This window comes from Streptomyces sp. SID1328 (genome assembly GCF_009865595.1).
Classification (GTDB): domain Bacteria; phylum Actinomycetota; class Actinomycetes; order Streptomycetales; family Streptomycetaceae; genus Streptomyces; species Streptomyces griseoluteus.
Window position 1 is genome coordinate 1 of the sequence record NZ_WWKH01000701.1, and the last position, 19,234, is coordinate 19,234.

The 19,234-nt window shown below is 67.8% G+C and carries 11 protein-coding genes and 3 rRNA genes; 7 read left to right on the plus strand and 7 right to left on the minus strand.

From position 1 onward, the window contains the following. Nucleotides 1-104 precede the first annotated feature (104 nt). From GT030_RS22240 to GT030_RS22250, 3 genes are read left to right on the plus strand one after another with little or no spacing between them, the layout of a single operon-like run. Entirely contained in the window at nt 105-1,664 is a 1,560-nt protein-coding gene (locus GT030_RS22240) for an SCO6880 family protein (protein WP_161202604.1), read from the plus strand. A gap of 9 nt (nt 1,665-1,673) precedes the next feature. Continuing rightward, nucleotides 1,674-3,080, plus strand: coding sequence for an ATP-binding protein (locus tag GT030_RS22245; RefSeq protein ID WP_135787941.1), 1,407 nt, complete (start codon nt 1,674-1,676; stop codon nt 3,078-3,080). Nucleotides 3,081-3,089: 9 nt separating this feature from the next. Continuing rightward, nucleotides 3,090-4,568 carry a type IV secretory system conjugative DNA transfer family protein gene (locus GT030_RS22250; RefSeq protein ID WP_161202605.1) on the plus strand — a complete coding sequence of 493 codons (1,479 nt, stop codon included), beginning with the start codon at nt 3,090-3,092 and terminating at the stop codon, nt 4,566-4,568. On the opposite strand, the gene GT030_RS22255 is transcribed toward GT030_RS22250, so the two are convergent. Then, nucleotides 4,557-5,105, minus strand: a complete 549-nt coding sequence (locus tag GT030_RS22255; RefSeq protein WP_202460421.1) for a GNAT family N-acetyltransferase — start codon at nt 5,103-5,105, stop codon at nt 4,557-4,559. The two genes, GT030_RS22250 and GT030_RS22255, sit on opposite strands and share 12 nt — an antisense overlap. A gap of 34 nt (nt 5,106-5,139) precedes the next feature. Here GT030_RS22255 and GT030_RS22260 point away from each other — a divergent pair, with 34 nt between their 5' ends. Continuing rightward, the gene (locus GT030_RS22260) at nt 5,140-5,688 is read left to right on the plus strand and encodes a cysteine hydrolase family protein (protein ID WP_161202606.1); all 549 of its coding nucleotides are present in this window, start codon (nt 5,140-5,142) and stop codon (nt 5,686-5,688) included. Nucleotides 5,689-5,754: 66 nt separating this feature from the next. Here the strand turns inward: GT030_RS22260 and rrf are convergent. The 4 genes from rrf to GT030_RS22280 all read right to left on the minus strand — a co-directional run bounded on the left by rrf (nt 5,755) and on the right by GT030_RS22280 (nt 12,089). Then, nucleotides 5,755-5,871 (minus strand): 5S ribosomal RNA (rrf, locus tag GT030_RS22265). A gap of 83 nt (nt 5,872-5,954) precedes the next feature. Beyond that, a 23S ribosomal RNA gene (locus GT030_RS22270) occupies nt 5,955-9,078 on the minus strand. A 291-nt stretch (nt 9,079-9,369) separates the two neighbouring features. After that, nucleotides 9,370-10,895 (minus strand): 16S ribosomal RNA (locus GT030_RS22275). Together the 16S, 23S and 5S rRNA genes form the textbook arrangement of a ribosomal RNA operon. Nucleotides 10,896-11,540: 645 nt before the next feature. Beyond that, entirely contained in the window at nt 11,541-12,089 is a 549-nt protein-coding gene (locus GT030_RS22280) for a MarR family transcriptional regulator (protein WP_161202607.1), read from the minus strand. 135 nt (nt 12,090-12,224) lie between these two features. Here GT030_RS22280 and GT030_RS22285 point away from each other — a divergent pair, with 135 nt between their 5' ends. Further along, entirely contained in the window at nt 12,225-13,487 is a 1,263-nt protein-coding gene (locus tag GT030_RS22285; protein WP_202460423.1) for an MFS transporter, read from the plus strand. A 74-nt stretch (nt 13,488-13,561) separates the two neighbouring features. On the opposite strand, the gene GT030_RS22290 is transcribed toward GT030_RS22285, so the two are convergent. Beyond that, complete coding sequence (locus GT030_RS22290) at nt 13,562-15,190, minus strand: SpoIIE family protein phosphatase (protein ID WP_161202608.1); 1,629 nt, start codon at nt 15,188-15,190, stop codon at nt 13,562-13,564. A 130-nt stretch (nt 15,191-15,320) separates the two neighbouring features. Further along, on the minus strand, nt 15,321-16,700 hold the full coding sequence (locus GT030_RS22295) for an NAD(P)/FAD-dependent oxidoreductase (protein ID WP_161202609.1): 1,380 nt from the start codon (nt 16,698-16,700) through the stop codon (nt 15,321-15,323). A gap of 307 nt (nt 16,701-17,007) precedes the next feature. Between GT030_RS22295 and GT030_RS22300 the strand changes: the two genes are divergently transcribed. Together GT030_RS22300 and GT030_RS22305 are read left to right on the plus strand one after the other, a co-directional pair. After that, the gene (locus tag GT030_RS22300; protein WP_078858666.1) at nt 17,008-17,721 is read left to right on the plus strand and encodes a TetR/AcrR family transcriptional regulator; all 714 of its coding nucleotides are present in this window, start codon (nt 17,008-17,010) and stop codon (nt 17,719-17,721) included. Nucleotides 17,722-17,893: 172 nt separating this feature from the next. After that, nucleotides 17,894-19,234 (plus strand): sigma-70 family RNA polymerase sigma factor (locus tag GT030_RS22305; protein WP_161202610.1); only part of this gene is annotated, 1,341 nt, incomplete at its 3' end.

The following is a 19,234-nucleotide window of genomic DNA, read 5'->3' on the forward strand; positions in this document are numbered from 1 at the left end:
GCCCCCGCCGCGGCCCCCGCGCCCCGCGCACCCAGCCCGGTCAACACCCCGCACGCAGGCAACACCCGCAACAGCAGCACCAACCGCTCTGGAGGTGAAGGGCGTTGACGACCGAGGCCCACCTGTCCCATCCGGTCTCGCCCCGCCGTACGTATCTCATCGGCCGCGCCCGGCCCAACGCGATCATCGGCCGCAACCGCGAGTCCGGTGAGATCGCGCTGATCGTCGTCGGCGCGTTCCTCGGCATGATGTGCGGCCTCCTCGTACCCGCCCTCCCCCTGCGCATCGCGCTCCTCAGCGGCCTCCCGATGCTCGCGGTCGCCGCGGTCTACGTGCCGTACAAGCGCCGCACCTTCTACAAGTGGTTCGAGATCAACCGCTCCTACAAGCGCACCGTCAAGCGCCAGGCCGTCTACCGCTCCCCCGTCATGGAGGCCGGCATCCGCCTCGACGGCCGCGAGGTCGAGATCGGCCCGCCCCCCGGCATCGGCCGCATCACCTGGCTCGCCGCGCCCTTCGGCCCCGACGAGATCGCCGTACTGCTGCACGCCGACCGCAAGACCGTCACCGCCGCCATCGAGATCGAGGGCCCCGGCGTCGGCCTGCGCGACTCCGAGGACCAGGAAGCCCTCGTCGACCGCTTCGGCACCCTCCTCAAGCACGTGGCCAACGGCGACGGCTTCGTCACCCGCATCCAGATGCTCGCCCGCACGCTGCCCGCCGACCCCGACGCCCACGCCAAGGACGTCGTCCTGCGCGGCGACGGCCGCTCCCCCGAGTGGCTCCAGCGGTCCTACGACCAGCTCCAGTCCATGGTGTCCACCAGCAGCGAGCAGCACCGTGCCTACCTCGTCGCCTGCATGAGCTACAGCCGCGACCTGGCCGCCGAGGCGCACGCCATGGCCCGCGCCGCCCGCCCCCAGGCCGGCCGCAAGCTCGACCGCGACGCCGGACTCGCCATCGTCATGGCCCGCGAGCTGACCGACATCTGCTCCCGCCTCCAGGAAGCCGACATCCGGGTCCGCCAGCCCCTCGGACAGAGCCGCCTCTCCTCCCTGATCCACTCCATGTACGACCCGGACCACCCCATCGACCACATCCAGGCCATGACCCAGCGCAACGCCTGGCCCGCCGAGCTGAACGCCATGGAGCCCACCTACCTCCAGGCCAAGACCCGCGAGTCCACCACCCGCGCCCCCTGGTGCCACGCCACCGCCTGGGTGAAGGAATGGCCGATGACCCCCGTCGGCGTCAACTTCCTCGCCCCCCTCCTCGTCCACACCCCGGACGTGATCCGCACCGTCGCCGTCACCATGGACCTCGAACCCACCGAGGTCGCCATCGAGCGCATGCTGACGGAGAAGACCAACGACGAGGCCGAGGCGTCCCGCGCCGCCAAGATGAACCGCACCGTCGACCCGCGCGACGTCGCCGCCCACTCCCGCCTCGACCAGCGCGGCGAGGACCTCGCCAGCGGAGCCGCCGGCGTCAACCTCGTCGGCTACATCACCGTCTCCGCCCGCTCCCCCGAGGCGCTCAACCGCGACAAGCGCACGATCCGCGCCTCGGCGGGCAAGTCGTACCTGAAGCTGGAGTGGTGCGACCGCGAGCACCACCGCGCGTTCGTGAACACCCTCCCGTTCGCCACCGGCATCCGAAGGTAGAGGCTCTCCATGCGAGATCCGCTGTCCGTCCTCACCGACGCCTTCACGTCCTTCCTCTTCGGGAAGGTCGAGACCACCCGCCTCCCGGTGCGCACCTCCACCGGGCAGGCCCAGGCGGTCTACCTGCCGACGGCCGCCCCCGGCCTCGGCGACTCAGGCGTCATCATCGGCCGCGAGGTCTACTCCGGGAAGGGCTACATCTACGACCCCTTCCAGCTCTACGGCCAGCAGCTCCCGGCCCCGCACTGGCTCGTCCTCGGCGAGTCCGGCAACGGCAAGTCGGCGCTGGAGAAGACGTACGTGCTGCGCCAGCTCCGCTTCAAGGACCGCCAGGTCGTCGTCCTGGACGCCCAGGGCGAGGACGGGGTCGGCGAATGGAACCTCATCGCGGAGGAGCTGGGGATAACCCCCATCCGGCTCGACCCGACCGCCGCGCTCAACCACGGCATCCGGCTCAACCCGCTCGACCCCGCGATCACTACCACCGGCCAGCTCGCGCTGCTCCGCACGATCATCGAGGTCGCCCTCGGCCACGGCCTGGACGAACGCTCAGGCTTCGCCCTCAAGGTCGCGCACTCCTACGTCAACGAGACCATCGTCGACCGCCAGCCGGTCCTCACCGACATCGTCGAGCAGCTCCGCCACCCCGAGCCGGAGTCCGCCGAGGCGATGAACGTGGCCATAGACGACGTACGGGCCTGGGGCCTGGACGTCGCCCTGGTGATCGACCGGCTGGTCGACGGCGACCTGCGCGGCATGTTCGACGGCCCGACCACGGTCGGCATCGACCTGGACGCCCCGCTGATCGTCTTCGACCTCTCGCACATCGACCGCAACTCCATCGCCATGCCCATCCTCATGGCGATCGTCGGCGTGTGGCTGGAGCACACCTGGATCCGGCCCGACCGCAAGAAGCGCATCTTCCTGGTCGAGGAAGCCTGGCACATCATCAACAGCCCGTTCGTGGCGCAGCTGTTCCAGCGGCTGCTCAAGTTCGGCCGGCGCCTCGGCCTGTCCTTCGTCGCCGTCGTCCACCACCTCTCCGACGTGGTCGACGGCGCGGCGGCGAAGGAGGCGGCCGCGATCCTCAAGATGGCCTCCACCAGGACGATCTACGCCCAGAAGGCCGACGAGGCCAGAGCGACCGGCCGGGTCCTCGGCCTGCCCCGCTGGGCCGTGGAGATCATCCCGACGCTCACCCCCGGCATCGCGGTCTGGGACGTCAACGGCAACGTCCAGGTGGTCAAACACCTGGTCACCGAGACCGAACGCCCCCTGGTCTTCACCGACCGCGCGATGACCGAGTCCTCCGCCGACTTCGACGACGCCCTGCGCGCCGCCGAACTGGAGGCCGAGCAGCGGGCCGCCGCCTTCGTGGAACAGCACGTGGGCGATTCCGAGTCGACGGTGGCGTAGGGAGAGCACGTGCGAGCGGACGAGCGGGGCGGCGGCCGGGACGCCGGACGCGCGGGCGAGGGCGGCGGTATTCCGGACGGCCTCCTGGTCGGCCTGCTCGCCTTCCTCCTCGGCATGACGGTCCTGGTGTGGACGGCCACCGGCCTGGCGGCCCTCTTCGCGCGGGGCACCTGGCCGGCCCCGCTGGCCTTCACCCGCACCCCGCTGGCCATACGCCACCTCGCCGCCCAGCCGCACGACATCGCCGGCGCCTGGACGGGCACCCCGCCCGCTCAGCTCCCCGGCTGGGGCCTCTTCTGGGGCCTCTTCATCGGCCAGTTGCTGATCCTGCTGGTCCTGACGGTCTTCGTCCTCGGCACGGTGGCCCGCTGGCGCGCAGGGCGGGTACGGCGGCTCGCGCGGCCTTCGGAGGCGCCTGCGGCGGAGAAGGCGGTACGGGAGCCGCGGATCGAGCAGCCGGTCCTCGCAGCGCCCGTCGTCATGGAGAAGCCCCAGCCCGTCGTGGAGCAGCCCCCGCCGGCTGTGGAGCAGCCCCCGCCCGTCGTGGAGCAGCTTCCGGTCCCCCAGGGCCCCCTCCGCTACGGCACCCCCGAGATCCGCCACGCCTCCGCGCTCACGGCCCTCCAGGACGCCCCCGGCCCCGCAGTGGTCGTCACCTCCAACCCGGCCCTCTGGCAGGAGACCAAGGACGCGCGGGCCAAGCTCGGCCCCGTCCTCCTCTACGACCCCACCCACCGCTGCGACACCCCGGCCCGCCTGCACTGGTCGCCCACGGCCGGGTGCGAGGACCGCCCCACCGCACTGAGCCGGGCCACGGCGCTCCTCGCCCCGGTCCGGCCCTCGGCCCGCATCGACCAGGCCGTCACCGACACCGCCACCACCCTGCTGCGCAGCTTCCTGCACGCCGCCGCGCTGGACGGCCGCACCATCCGCCACGTCCACCGCTGGACCCAGGGCACCCAGCTCCAGGACGCGGTACGCACCCTGCGCACCCATCCCAAGGCGGCCACCGGCTCCGCGGGCGAGCTGGAGGCGGCCCTCACCTCGCACCCGGAACGCCGGGACATCGCCCAGGAGTTGACCAGCCGGGCGCTCTCCGCGCTCCTCACGGTCAACATCCGCGAATCGTGCACCCCACACCGAACCGACACGCTCACCCTGGATTCCTTCGTCGACGAAGGGGGCACGCTTTATGTGGTCGGTGAACCCATCGAGGACCCCAGGACTCGGCCGGGCGCGATGCCCCTGCTGACGGCCCTCGTCTCCAGCGTGGTCGAGCACGGCCGGCGCATGGCCGAACGGTCATCCTCCGGTCGGCTCGACCCACCACTCACCCTGATCCTGGACGACGTGGCGGCGGTCGCCCCCCTCCCGCAGCTCCCCGAGCTGCTCACCACCGGCCTGGCCGAGGGCCTGCCGACGCTGGCCCTGCTCCGCTCCCGCGAACAGGCCCGCGCCCGCTGGCCCCACGAGGACCTACCGGTCTAGCACGAACTCCAGCTCCCGCTCGTCCTCGTTCTTCGAGAAGGACACCACGAACCCGGTCGGTTTGAACCCCGCCCGCAGATAGGCCCCCTGGGCCCGCGGATTGTCGGCATGCACAAAGAGCCGCACCCGCTCCGCCCCCTGCTCCCACGCCCAGGCCACACCGGCGTCCAGCAGCTCCTGGATCAGCCCGTTCCCCCGGTGCTCGGGACGCACGAAGACCCCGACGACATGCCCCTGCCGTCGCTCGACCGCATACCCGGCCCAGTCCTCGGACCCGGCCTCCTCCAGCAGAACGGTCACCGACCCGGCCCACTCCCCACCGGGCCCCTCGGCGATGAACTGCCGCACCCCACTCCCCTGAGCGGCCCGCTCCTGCCAGAACGAGTCCGGCCGGGCGGCAGCCACCTCATAGGTCTCCAGGAACGCGAGATGAGCGACCGGGTCCCGCAGCGCGTCCAGCCGCAGCCCCTTCACCTCCTTCCACTCCTCAGCCCGCACAGCCCGCACCACATACTCCTGACCACCCACAACTCCCATGCCCCCCACGGTAGTACGCCGTAAAGTGACCCCCATGACGACCCTCTCCGACCGCCCGAACACGGCCCTCCTCGTCATCGACGTCCAGAACGACGTGGTTGCCGACAATCACGACCGTGACGGCGTCATCGCCCGCATCAACATGCTGATCGACAAGGCCCGTGCGGAGGAGGTGCCGGTGATCTGGGTACAGCACAACGACGACGAGCTGTGGCGGGACAGCACCGGCTGGGAATTCGTCCCCGAGTTGAAGCGCCGGGAGGACGAGCCCCTCGTACACAAGAGCTACCGCGACTCCTTCGAGGACACCGCCCTGGAGTCCGTCCTGGCCGAGCACCGGGTGGGCCGGCTCGTCGTCACAGGCGCACAGACCGACTTCTGCGTCCGGTCCACGCTCCAGGGAGCCCTGGTCCGCGGATACGACGCGTTGCTCGTCGCCGACGCCCACACCACGGAGGATCTCAGCCTGTACGGCGCGCCGGCCCCGGAACTGGTGATCGCGCACACCAACCTGTACTGGAACGGCCAGCACGCCCCCGGCCGCAAGGGCGGAACCGTGAATACGACCGAGGTCGTCTTCTGACATTCGAAAAGGCCCTGAACGCAGAAAACCCCCGCACCAAAGGTGCGGGGGTTTCCCTTAAAATTAGTTCGGCGGCGTCCTACTCTCCCACAGGGTCCCCCCTGCAGTACCATCGGCGCTGTGAGGCTTAGCTTCCGGGTTCGGAATGTAACCGGGCGTTTCCCTCACGCTATGACCACCGAAACACTATGAAACTATCAAACCGTCATGTGTGGCACATGAGGCTGTTCGTGGTTTCAGAACCAACACAGTGGACGCGAGCAACTGAGGACAAGCCCTCGGCCTATTAGTACCAGTCAACTCCACCCGTTACCAGGCTTCCATATCTGGCCTATCAACCCAGTCGTCTACTGGGAGCCTTACCCTCTCAAGGAGGTGGGAATACTCATCTCGAAGCAGGCTTCCCGCTTAGATGCTTTCAGCGGTTATCCCTCCCGAACGTAGCCAACCAGCCATGCCCTTGGCAGGACAACTGGCACACCAGAGGTTCGTCCGTCCCGGTCCTCTCGTACTAGGGACAGCCCTTCTCAATATTCCTACGCGCACAGCGGATAGGGACCGAACTGTCTCACGACGTTCTAAACCCAGCTCGCGTACCGCTTTAATGGGCGAACAGCCCAACCCTTGGGACCGACTCCAGCCCCAGGATGCGACGAGCCGACATCGAGGTGCCAAACCATCCCGTCGATATGGACTCTTGGGGAAGATCAGCCTGTTATCCCCGGGGTACCTTTTATCCGTTGAGCGACGGCGCTTCCACAAGCCACCGCCGGATCACTAGTCCCGACTTTCGTCCCTGCTCGACCCGTCGGTCTCACAGTCAAGCTCCCTTGTGCACTTACACTCAACACCTGATTGCCAACCAGGCTGAGGGAACCTTTGGGCGCCTCCGTTACTCTTTAGGAGGCAACCGCCCCAGTTAAACTACCCATCAGACACTGTCCCTGATCCGGATCACGGACCCAGGTTAGACATCCAGCACGACCAGACTGGTATTTCAACGACGACTCCACACACACTGGCGTGCATGCTTCACAGTCTCCCAGCTATCCTACACAAGCCGAACCGAACACCAATATCAAACTGTAGTAAAGGTCCCGGGGTCTTTCCGTCCTGCTGCGCGAAACGAGCATCTTTACTCGTAGTGCAATTTCACCGGGCCTATGGTTGAGACAGTCGAGAAGTCGTTACGCCATTCGTGCAGGTCGGAACTTACCCGACAAGGAATTTCGCTACCTTAGGATGGTTATAGTTACCACCGCCGTTTACTGGCGCTTAAGTTCTCAGCTTCGCCCTGTCGAAACAGGACTAACCGGTCCCCTTAACGTTCCAGCACCGGGCAGGCGTCAGTCCGTATACATCGCCTTACGGCTTCGCACGGACCTGTGTTTTTAGTAAACAGTCGCTTCTCGCTGGTCTCTGCGGCCACCCCCAGCTCACCGTGTAAAACGGATCACCAGTGATGGCCCCCCTTCTCCCGAAGTTACGGGGGCATTTTGCCGAGTTCCTTAACCATAGTTCACCCGAACGCCTCGGTATTCTCTACCTGACCACCTGAGTCGGTTTAGGGTACGGGCCGCCATGAAACTCGCTAGAGGCTTTTCTCGACAGCATAGGATCATCCACTTCACCACAATCGGCTCGGCATCAGGTCTCACCCTTAATGAGTGGCGGATTTGCCTACCACTCGGGCTACACCCTTACCCCAGGACAACCACCGCCTGGGCTGGACTACCTTCCTGCGTCACCCCATCACTCACCTACTAACCGCTTGGGCCGGCGGCTCCACCACTTTCCTTTCCCCGAAGGGTCCGGAACGGCTTCACGGCCTTAGCATCACGATGCTCGATGTTTGACGCTTCACAGCGGGTACCGGAATATCAACCGGTTATCCATCGACTACGCCTGTCGGCCTCGCCTTAGGTCCCGACTTACCCTGGGCAGATCAGCTTGACCCAGGAACCCTTAGTCAATCGGCGCAAACGTTTCTCACGTTTGTATCGCTACTCATGCCTGCATTCTCACTCGTCAACCGTCCACAACTCGCTTCCGCGGCTGCTTCACCCGGCAGACGACGCTCCCCTACCCATCACAGCACCCGTTGGGGCTTATTGCTGCAATGACACGACTTCGGCGGTACGCTTGAGCCCCGCTACATTGTCGGCGCGGAATCACTAGACCAGTGAGCTATTACGCACTCTTTCAAGGGTGGCTGCTTCTAAGCCAACCTCCTGGTTGTCTCTGCGACTCCACATCCTTTCCCACTTAGCGTACGCTTAGGGGCCTTAGTCGATGCTCTGGGCTGTTTCCCTCTCGACCATGGAGCTTATCCCCCACAGTCTCACTGCCGTGCTCTCACTTACCGGCATTCGGAGTTTGGCTAAGGTCAGTAACCCGGTAGGGCCCATCGCCTATCCAGTGCTCTACCTCCGGCAAGAAACACACGACGCTGCACCTAAATGCATTTCGGGGAGAACCAGCTATCACGGAGTTTGATTGGCCTTTCACCCCTAACCACAGGTCATCCCCCAGGTTTTCAACCCTGGTGGGTTCGGTCCTCCACGAAGTCTTACCTCCGCTTCAACCTGCCCATGGCTAGATCACTCCGCTTCGGGTCTTGAGCGCGCTACTGAATCGCCCTGTTCGGACTCGCTTTCGCTACGGCTTCCCCACACGGGTTAACCTCGCAACACACCGCAAACTCGCAGGCTCATTCTTCAAAAGGCACGCAGTCACGACGCACTGAGTAAACTCAATGCGCGACGCTCCCACGGCTTGTAGGCACACGGTTTCAGGTACTATTTCACTCCGCTCCCGCGGTACTTTTCACCATTCCCTCACGGTACTATCCGCTATCGGTCACCAGGGAATATTTAGGCTTAGCGGGTGGTCCCGCCAGATTCACACGGGATTTCTCGGGCCCCGTGCTACTTGGGTGTCTCTCAAACGAGCCGCTGATGTTTCGACTACGGGGGTCTTACCCTCTACGCCGGACCTTTCGCATGTCCTTCGCCTACATCAACGGTTTCTGACTCGTCCTGTCGCCGGCAGACGACAGAAGAGAGATCCCACAACCCCGCACACGCAACCCCTGCCGGGTCTCACACGTATACGGTTTGGCCTCATCCGGTTTCGCTCGCCACTACTCCCGGAATCACGGTTGTTTTCTCTTCCTGAGGGTACTGAGATGTTTCACTTCCCCTCGTTCCCTCCACACTGCCTATGTGTTCAGCAGCGGGTGACAGCCCATGACGACTGCCGGGTTTCCCCATTCGGAAACCCCCGGATCAAAGCCTGGTTGACGGCTCCCCGGGGACTATCGTGGCCTCCCACGTCCTTCATCGGTTCCTGGTGCCAAGGCATCCACCGTGCGCCCTTAAAAACTTGGCCACAGATGCTCGCGTCCACTGTGCAGTTCTCAAACAACGACCAGCCACCCATCACCCCGAACCAACCGGTTCGAGTGCACTGGGGCCGGCGAAAGAGGGGATTCATTCCCTCAGACACCCAACAGCGTGCCCGGCACTCTCCCTGCCCTCATCCGTTCCACGCCGAAGCAGTACTAGGAGAAAGTCAGTGAGTGTGCCGAATAATCAACGTTCCACCCATGAGCAACCAGCATCGAACATTCGCCGATGTACTGGCCTCTGGACCGCTAGGCGGCCTAGAAGTGCTCCTTAGAAAGGAGGTGATCCAGCCGCACCTTCCGGTACGGCTACCTTGTTACGACTTCGTCCCAATCGCCAGTCCCACCTTCGACAGCTCCCTCCCACAAGGGGTTGGGCCACCGGCTTCGGGTGTTACCGACTTTCGTGACGTGACGGGCGGTGTGTACAAGGCCCGGGAACGTATTCACCGCAGCAATGCTGATCTGCGATTACTAGCAACTCCGACTTCATGGGGTCGAGTTGCAGACCCCAATCCGAACTGAGACAGGCTTTTTGAGATTCGCTCCACCTCACGGTTTCGCAGCTCATTGTACCTGCCATTGTAGCACGTGTGCAGCCCAAGACATAAGGGGCATGATGACTTGACGTCGTCCCCACCTTCCTCCGAGTTGACCCCGGCAGTCTCCTGTGAGTCCCCATCACCCCGAAGGGCATGCTGGCAACACAGAACAAGGGTTGCGCTCGTTGCGGGACTTAACCCAACATCTCACGACACGAGCTGACGACAGCCATGCACCACCTGTACACCGACCACAAGGGGGGCACCATCTCTGATGCTTTCCGGTGTATGTCAAGCCTTGGTAAGGTTCTTCGCGTTGCGTCGAATTAAGCCACATGCTCCGCTGCTTGTGCGGGCCCCCGTCAATTCCTTTGAGTTTTAGCCTTGCGGCCGTACTCCCCAGGCGGGGAACTTAATGCGTTAGCTGCGGCACCGACGACGTGGAATGTCGCCAACACCTAGTTCCCACCGTTTACGGCGTGGACTACCAGGGTATCTAATCCTGTTCGCTCCCCACGCTTTCGCTCCTCAGCGTCAGTAATGGCCCAGAGATCCGCCTTCGCCACCGGTGTTCCTCCTGATATCTGCGCATTTCACCGCTACACCAGGAATTCCGATCTCCCCTACCACACTCTAGCTAGCCCGTATCGACTGCAGACCCGAGGTTAAGCCTCGGGCTTTCACAATCGACGTGACAAGCCGCCTACGAGCTCTTTACGCCCAATAATTCCGGACAACGCTTGCGCCCTACGTATTACCGCGGCTGCTGGCACGTAGTTAGCCGGCGCTTCTTCTGCAGGTACCGTCACTTTCGCTTCTTCCCTGCTGAAAGAGGTTTACAACCCGAAGGCCGTCATCCCTCACGCGGCGTCGCTGCATCAGGCTTTCGCCCATTGTGCAATATTCCCCACTGCTGCCTCCCGTAGGAGTCTGGGCCGTGTCTCAGTCCCAGTGTGGCCGGTCGCCCTCTCAGGCCGGCTACCCGTCGTCGCCTTGGTGAGCCATTACCTCACCAACAAGCTGATAGGCCGCGGGCTCATCCTTCACCGCCGGAGCTTTTAACCGCAGACCATGCGATCCGCAGTGTTATCCGGTATTAGACCCCGTTTCCAGGGCTTGTCCCAGAGTGAAGGGCAGATTGCCCACGTGTTACTCACCCGTTCGCCACTAATCCCCACCGAAGTGGTTCATCGTTCGACTTGCATGTGTTAAGCACGCCGCCAGCGTTCGTCCTGAGCCAGGATCAAACTCTCCGTGAATGTTTTCCCGTAATCGGGACGACACACACGAGAGCGGAACCACCGGAGGAATAGTCCGATGGTTCACAGCGTCCTCGCTGTGTTTTTCAAAGGAACCTCGTCCCAGTCGATGACTGGAGACAGGGTTATCAACATATCTGGCGTTGACTTTTAGCACGCTGTTGAGTTCTCAAGGAACGGTCGCTTCCTTTGTACTCACCCTCTCGGGCTTTCCTCCGGGCTTCCCTTCGGTGTTTCCGACTCTATCAGATCTTTCCGATCCGATTTCCTCGGTGCTTTCCAGTTCTTCGCTTTCGCGTTTCCCTTTCCGGCGGTTCCGACTCTATCAGATCCTTTCGGCGTCTGATTCCCAGTCAGAGGGGGTCGTCTTCCCGGCCCGCTGGGCCGTTCCGACGTCTCAAACCTTAGCGGATCATCCCCGGCAGTTCCTAATCGGGCCGCCGGTTCCCATTCGAATTGAATTCGGACGTGCCGAAAGCAATCCCAGGGGATGGTCGTACTGGTTGGTTTGAGGTTGCCGCTCCTGGCGGCGAGGTGTCGCGGGGAACCGTCACGGCTCCGTGCAACCCGAAGAACTCTACGGACTCGCCGGGGGCGGGTCAAGCCCCCCTGTCAAGATTTTTTCCAGCGGCCCTGGTCGGACCGTCAGTCCAGGTCGGAGAGCCGGCCCCCGGCGTCGGGCTGGGCGTGCTCCACACGACGGAGGAGCCGGGTGAGGACCTCTCCCAGTACGGAACGCTCCCCGGAGGTGAGGTCCTGGAGCAGGTCCTCCTCGAAGACCGTCGCCAGGCGCATCGCCTCGAGCCACTTCTCGCGGCCCTCGGTGGTCAGCTCCACGATGACACGGACGCGGTTGGACTCGTCGCGCTCGCGGGTGACCAGGCCCTCGGTGACCATGCGGTCGATCCGGTGGGTCATGGCGGCCGGGGTGAGCCCGAGCCGCTTGGCGAGCTCGCCGGGGCCCATCCGGTAGGGGGCGCCGGAGAGCACCAGGGCCTTCAGTACTTCCCACTCCGCGTTGCTGATGCCCAGCTCGGAGGTCTGGCGGCTGTAGGCCACGTTCATCCGGCGGTTCAGCCGGGACAGTGCCGACACGATCGCCTCGACCTGGGGGTCGAGGTCCTGGAACTCGCGCTGGTAGGCGGCGATCTGTTCTTCGAGTGTCGGCTCCGGAACGCCGGCGGTGTCGGCCATGGCAAGGAGTATGGCACGGGGTCTCTTTGCTTTGAAGTCCTTCGGTGTGTACTCTTTAGCTTCGAACTTTAGCTTTGAAGTCTTCACTCCTAACTTGTGGAAGAGGTGAACGTGACCAGGGCGATGGGGGCGGCGATGCCCCGCATCCACGTGGGCAACGCGCTCAGCGCGTTCGGACTCGGCTTCACGGTCCCGTATCTGTACGTCTATGTGGCGCAGGTGCGAGGGCTGGGGGCCATGACGGCCGGGCTGGTGCTCGCCGTCTTCGCCGTGGCGGCGCTGATCGCGTTGCCGTTCGCCGGGCGGGCGATCGTCCGGCGCGGTCCGTTGCCCGTCCTGCTCGCTGCCCTGGTCCTGTCCGCGCTCGGCGCCCTGGGCCTGGGGCTGGCGGGCAGTGCGGTGTCCGTACTGCTGACCGCGGCCGCGCTCGGTGCCGGCCAGGCGGTGATGCAGCCCGCGCTGGCGACGATGATCGTGGACTGCTCGACCACCGCGACCCGGTCGCGGGCGTTCGCCATGCAGTTCTTCCTCCAGAACCTCGGTCTGGGCGTCGGCGGGCTCATAGGCGGTCACCTGGTCGACACGAGCCGCGCCTCCTCCTTCACCGTGCTGTTCACCATCGAGGCCACGATCTTCCTGCTGCTCGCCGTGCTGATGGCGACGGTGCGGATGCCGCGGGCCCCGCGCATCACCGACCTGCCCTCCGGCTCGGCCAAGGGCGGCTGGCGGCAGCTCGTGCAGAACCGGGCGATGGTGCAGCTCTGCCTGCTGGGCTTCGTGCTGTTCTTCGCCTGCTACGGACAGTTCGAGTCCGGTCTGAGCGCCTATGGCGTCGAGGCCGCCGGGATCTCCACGTCCACGCTGGGTACCGCGCTCGCCGCCAACACGATGATGATCGTCGTGGCGCAGTTCGCCGTGCTGAAGCTGGTCGAGCGGCGGCGGCGGTCGCGGGTGATCGCGGTGGTCGGCCTGATCTGGACCGTGGCCTGGCTGGCGGCGGGTTACGCGGGCCTCGGACACGGCAGCCAGGAGATGGCCACGGCCGCCTTCGTCTCCACGTACGCGCTGTTCGGGCTCGGTGAGGCGATGCTGTCGCCGACCGTGGCGCCGCTGGTCGCCGATCTGGCGCCGGAGGGCATGGCCGGGCAGTACAACTCCGCGTTCGCACTGGTCAAGCAGTTGGCACTGGCGGTCGGGCCGGCCATCGGCGGGCCGCTGGGTGCCTCGCTGCACGCGCCGTACATCGTGACGTTCGCACTGTTCTCGGTGGCGATCAGTGTGCTGGCGGTGCGGCTGGGCCGGCGGCTCACGCCGGCGCAGGACCACCCGTGGGCCGCGCAGGCGAAGAGCCGGGTCGTGGCGCGGGGCGGTGCTCCGGCGGAGTCGGTCAGCGCATAGGAGGGCACCTGCCCACACGGCGGAAGGGCCGGGAGCACATCACGTGCTTCCGGCCCTTCTGCGTGTACGGAGCGCTAGCGCTTCGGGAGGAGGAACTCGCACCAGACCGCCTTGCCGCCGCCCGGGGTGCGGCGGGAGCCCCAGCCCGAGGCGATGGTGGCGACGATGTCGATGCCGCGCCCGGACTCGTCGGCCGGTTCGGCGCGGCGGCGGCGCGGGAGGTGGTCGTCGCCGTCGGTGACCTCGATGATCAGGCGGCGGTCGGTGCGTCGCAGTCTGAGCCGCATGGGCGGGGTGCCGTGCTGGAGGGAGTTGGCGACCAGTTCGCTGGTGGCGAGGACGCCGAGGTCGTGGAGTTCGGTGGGGAAGCGCCAGCTCGTGAGCACGCCGGAGGCGAAGGCGCGGGCGCGCGGGGCGGCCTCGACGCCGCCGAGGAGGTCCAGGGCCGCGTTGCGGAAGAGGTCGGCGGCGGGGCCGGTGCGGTGGGGGTGCTGGAGGACGAGGACGGCCACGTCGTCGTCGTGGTCGGCGGTGACGCCGGCCGAGCGGACCAGTCGGTCGCAGACGACCTGGGGCGTGCCGGTGGCGCCGGAGAGGGCGCGGGCCAGGGCGGCGATGCCCTCGTCGAGGTCCTGGTCGCGCCGTTCGACCAGGCCGTCCGTGTAGAGGACGGCGGTGGCGCCGGGGCCGAGGGGGACGGAGCCGGAGGAGTGGACCCAGCCGCCGGTGCCCAGCGGAGGGCCGGTGGGCTCGTCGGCGCGCAGGACCTCGCCGTTCTCGTCGCGGACCAGGATGGGCAGGTGGCCGGCGGAGGCGTAGACCAGGCGGCCCTCGTTGGGGTCGTGGACGGCGTAGACGCAGGTGGCGATCTGGTTGGCGTCGATCTCCACGGCGAGGCCGTCGAGGAGCTGGAGGACCTCGTGCGGGGGGAGGTCGAGGCGGGCGTAGGCGCGGACGGCGGTGCGGAGCTGGCCCATGACGGCGGCGGCGCGCACGCCCCGGCCCATGACGTCGCCGATGACGAGGGCGGTGCGGCCGCCGCCGAGGGTGATGACGTCGTACCAGTCGCCGCCGACCGCCGCCTCGGTGCCGCCGGGCTGGTAGGTGGCGGCCACGCGCAGGTCGTCGGGTTCCTCGAGGTCCTGGGGGAGCAGGGAGCGCTGGAGGGTGACGGCGGTCTGGCGCTGGCTGCGCTCGCTGGCGCGCAGGCGTTCGGCGGCCTCGGCGTGGTCGGTGACGTCGGTGGCGAAGACGAGCACACCGGCGTCCCGGTCGCCGTGCCCGGTGACCGGGGTGCAGGTGAACGTGTAGGAGCGGCCGTCGACCGCCCTGCGGGACTTCAGGGTGCGGGGTCTGCCGCTGCGCAGTACCTGGTCGAGGAGGGGTAGCAGGCCCAGCTCGGCGAGTTCGGGGAGGGTGTCGCGGGCCGGGCTGCCGGGGGCGCGGGGGCCGAACGCGGCGGCGTAGGCGGCGTTGACGTGGGCGAGGCGGTGGTCGGGGCCGTGGACCAGGGCGACGAGGGCCGGAACGCGGTCGAGGACCTCGCGGGCGGGCAGGCCGTCGACGGCGGAGGCGGGGTGTCCGGCGCGGGCGGCGGGCACCGGGCTCTCGCTGCGCCGGTCCGTGGGGACCGGCTGCTCGGTCCGCGCTGCGGCGCGGCGCTGCGTTCCGGGGAGCCGGGCGCTCCAGCGCGTGAAGTTCACAGTGGGGAAAGCCTCGCGTGTGCAGAGGGCGGGCTGTTGCCCGTCCGAGGATGTGGAGCAGTCTGGCAGGTGGCCGTCCGCGGCGACATCCGTCAGACGGCCGTACGGGTCGGGGAGTTCCCGGCTCCGGTCAGGACGACCCCTTCGGGGGGTCCGGGTGCCGCCGTGAGGGATTTCCACCGGCCGCGCGTTCGAACTCGGCCCGCGGGTGTTCGAGTGAGCCGAGGGAGACGATCTCGCGCTTGAAGAGGCCGGCGAGGGTCCATTCGGCGAGCACGCGGGCCTTGCGGTTGAAGGTGGGCACGCGGCTGAGGTGGTACGCCCGGTGCAGGAGCCAGGCGGGGCGGCCGGTGAGCCGGCGGCCGTACACCTGGGCGACGCCCTTGTGCAGGCCGAGGGAGGCGACGGAGCCGAGCTGCCGGTGGGCGTAGGTGCGCAGGGGTTCGCCGCGCAGGGTGTGCACGATGTTGTCGCCGAGCACCCTGGCCTGGCGCAGCGCGTGCTGGGCGTTGGGCGCGGTGGTGGCACCGGGCTCGGTGGCGGTGACATCGGGTACGGCGGCGGCGTCGCCCGCGGCCCAGGCGTGCTCGGTGCCCTCGACGGCTAGCTGGGCGGTGCAGCGCAGCCTGCCGCGCGGGTCGAGGGGGAGGTCGGTGGCGGCGAGCACCGGGTGGGGTTTGACGCCGGCGGTCCAGACGACGGTGCGGGTGGGGAAGCGGCGGCCGTCGCTGAGGACGGCGACGCGGTCGGCGCAGGATTCGAGGCGGGTGTTCAGCAGCACCTGGATGTTGCGCCGGCGGAGCTGGGTGACCGTGTGGCGGCCCAGTTCGGGGCCGACCTCGGGCAGCACCCGGTCGGTGGCCTCCACCAGGACCCACTTCATGTCCTCGGGCCGCAGGTTGGCGTAGTACCGGGCGGCGTAGCGGGCCATGTCCTGGAGTTCGCCGAGGGCCTCGACCCCGGCGTAGCCGCCGCCGACGAAGACGAAGGTGAGGGCGGCGTCGCGCAGGGCGGGGTCGCGGGTGGAGGAGGCGATGTCCATCTGCTCGATGACGTGGTTGCGCAGCCCGATGGCCTCCTCGACGGTCCTGAAGCCGATCGCGTGCTCCGCCAGGCCGGGGACGGGCAGGGTGCGGGAGACGGAGCCGGGGGCGAGGACGAGTTCGTCGTAGCCGAAGAGCTCGGCGGCGCGGCCGTGCCGCTCGGTGGCGAGGGTGGTGACGGCGGCGGTGCGTACGGCGTGGTCGACGGCGGTGACCTCGCCGATGACCACGCGGCACTCGGGCAGCACGCGGCGCAGGGGGACGACGACATGGCGCGGGGAGATCGAGCCGGCGGCCGCCTCGGGGAGGAACGGCTGGTACGTCATGTACGGGTCGGGGCTGACCACGGTGATCTCGATGTCACCGTGTCTGAGCTGCCGTTTCAGTTTCCGCTGGAGACGCAGGGCGGTGTACATGCCGACGTAGCCACCGCCGACGACCAGAATGCGCGCGCGTTCCTTCACCATCCCATGACGCACCCGGCGCTGTTGTTTGTCCACAGCCTTGGCAATGTGTGTGACCGGCGGCCGGAGGTGCGGGGGTACGGAATCCGGACATAAATGGCTCGTACTCCGATCGAGGGGCGCACTGTGCGGAACCTACCCCTTCTGAATTGACTCCCGCTCAACTATGTTGCTGTGTCGACGGGGTGCGGGAGGGTCGTCGAGGGGGTCGCCGGGTGCGGGCCCGCTCAGGACCGGCGCCAGTTTTCCGCGCTTTCGAAAATCAGTGGCGGGGAGTCTCCGGGGGGAGACGTCATTACCGGGGGAAGACATGCATGTTCAGGACACGCACTGGTCAGCGGCGCCCCTCGCGTCGGCCGGACGGACCGGCGGCGGGCGCGCGGCGCCGCTGCGGGTGGACGCGCAGCGCAATCTGGAGCACGTGCTGAGGGCGGCGCGTGAGGTGTTCGGCGAGCTGGGGTACGGCGCGCCGATGGAGGACGTGGCGCGGCGGGCGCGGGTCGGTGTGGGCACGGTGTACCGGCGGTTCCCCAGCAAGGACGTGCTGGTGCGGCGGATCGCCGAGGAGGAGACGGCGCGGCTGACCGAGCAGGCGCGGACCGCGCTGGGCCAGGAGGACGAGCCGTGGTCGGCGCTCTCCCGGTTCCTGCGCACCTCGGTGGCGTCCGGCGCGGGCCGGCTGCTGCCGCCGCAGGTGCTGCGGGTGGGGGTCGCCGAGGAGGGCGGTGCTCCGGCGGCCGACGAGGCGCGGGTCCCGCAGCAGCGGTCCCAGGCCGGTGCGGGTGAGCTGCGGCTGGTGGACGGCGGCGGCGAGCCGGGTACGGCGGCGCTGCTGGACGTGGTCGGCCGGCTGGTGGAGCGCGCCCGGGCGGCCGGGGAGCTGCGGGCCGACGTGTCCGTGTCGGACGTGCTCCTGGTGATCGCCACGGCGGCGCCCTCGCTGCCGGACGCGGCGCAGCAGGCCGCCGCCTCCGCACGGCTGCTGGACATCCTGCTGGAGGGACTGCGGTCCCGGCCCGCGTAGCGGCGCGCTGAATCCCCGTACCGGGGGCGCTTGTTCGGAACTGTTTGCGGGTGGTTGGTGAAACTTCCGCTCGGATGAGTGACGGGTCGGACGAGTGGACCGGTGCTGAATACGGCTATGGCACGCTGAGCCGCAAAGGACTGGGCTGTGCCGGTGTCGGGGGCTTTACGCGATGGGCGTTGACGGGTGGGACGGCGCGCGCGCCGACGGCAGGGGTGACGCGGAGGCCGGGGGTCTGACCTCGCCGCAGGTGCCGAGCCAGGGCGGTCGGGCCGCTTCCGGCGGCGGCGAGCGGGCGAGTCTCCCGGCCCAGCGCGAGGGCAGTGCGCTGCCGCCCCCGCCCGACGCACCCCCGGCCGACGGCGAGCTGATCGAGCGCATGCGCGCCGGGGACGACTCGGCGTACGAGGAGCTGTACCGACGGCACGCGGACGCGGTGCGACGCTACGCGCGCACCTGCTGCCGGGACGGGCACACCGCCGACGACCTCACCGCCGAGGTGTTCGCCCGCATGCTTCAGGCGGTGCGCGGCGGTTCGGGTCCCGGGTACGCGGTGCGCGCCTATCTGCTGACCTCGGTGCGCCGGGTCGCCGCGCACTGGACGCGGTCCGCAAAGCGCGAGCAGCTCGTGGACGACTTCGCGGTGTTCGCCCAACAGGCCTCCAGGGCGGCCGAGGTGGCCGACGACACCGGGTCCCTGGGTGCCTTCGGCGCCGATCTCGGTGCCGACGTACGCGCGATGCACGAGGCCGAACAGACCCTGGCCATGCAGGCGTTCCGCTCACTGCCCGAACGCTGGCAGGCGGTGCTCTGGCACACCGAGGTGGAGGACGAGTCGCCCAGCGAGGTGGCCGTGCTGTTCGGGCTCGACGCCAACGGCACGCGTGTCCTGGCCAGTCGGGCCCGTGAGGGGCTGAAGCAGGCGTACCTCCAGGCGCACGTCAGCGCCACCCTGGTGAACGACGAGGAGTGCGCGCGCTACGCCGACCAGCTCGGTGGCTACGCGCGTCGAAAGCTGCGCATCCGGGCCGAGCGCGGGCTGCGCAAGCACCTGGAGGAGTGCGCCAAGTGCCGCCTCGCGGCCGCCCAGATCGAGGAAGTGGCCGGGGGCATCCCGGCCGTCGTCCCGATCGCGGTCATCGGCTGGTTCGGCGCCGCCGGGTACGCCAAGGCGCTCGGTGTCATCGCCGGTGGCGCGGGGGTGGGCGCCGCGGGTGCCGCCGCTGCCGCGACCGGGTCCACCGGTGGCGGGGCGGCGGGCGGCGGCGCGGCCTCGGAGGGGCTGGGCGCGCCGCTGAAGGCGGGCATCGTCACCGGTGTGGTCGCGGTGGCGGCCGCCGCCGTGGCCCTGGCACTGGTGAACGACAGCAAGCCGGCCAAGGAGATCGCCAAGCCGTCGCCGTCCGCGCCGGTGGTGCGGCAGACCCCGCCGCCCGCCCCGCCTCCGCCGGTGAGGAAGAAGGAGCCCGCACCGCAGCCGCCTGCTCCCCCCGTCCCCGTTGTCCCGGTGGCG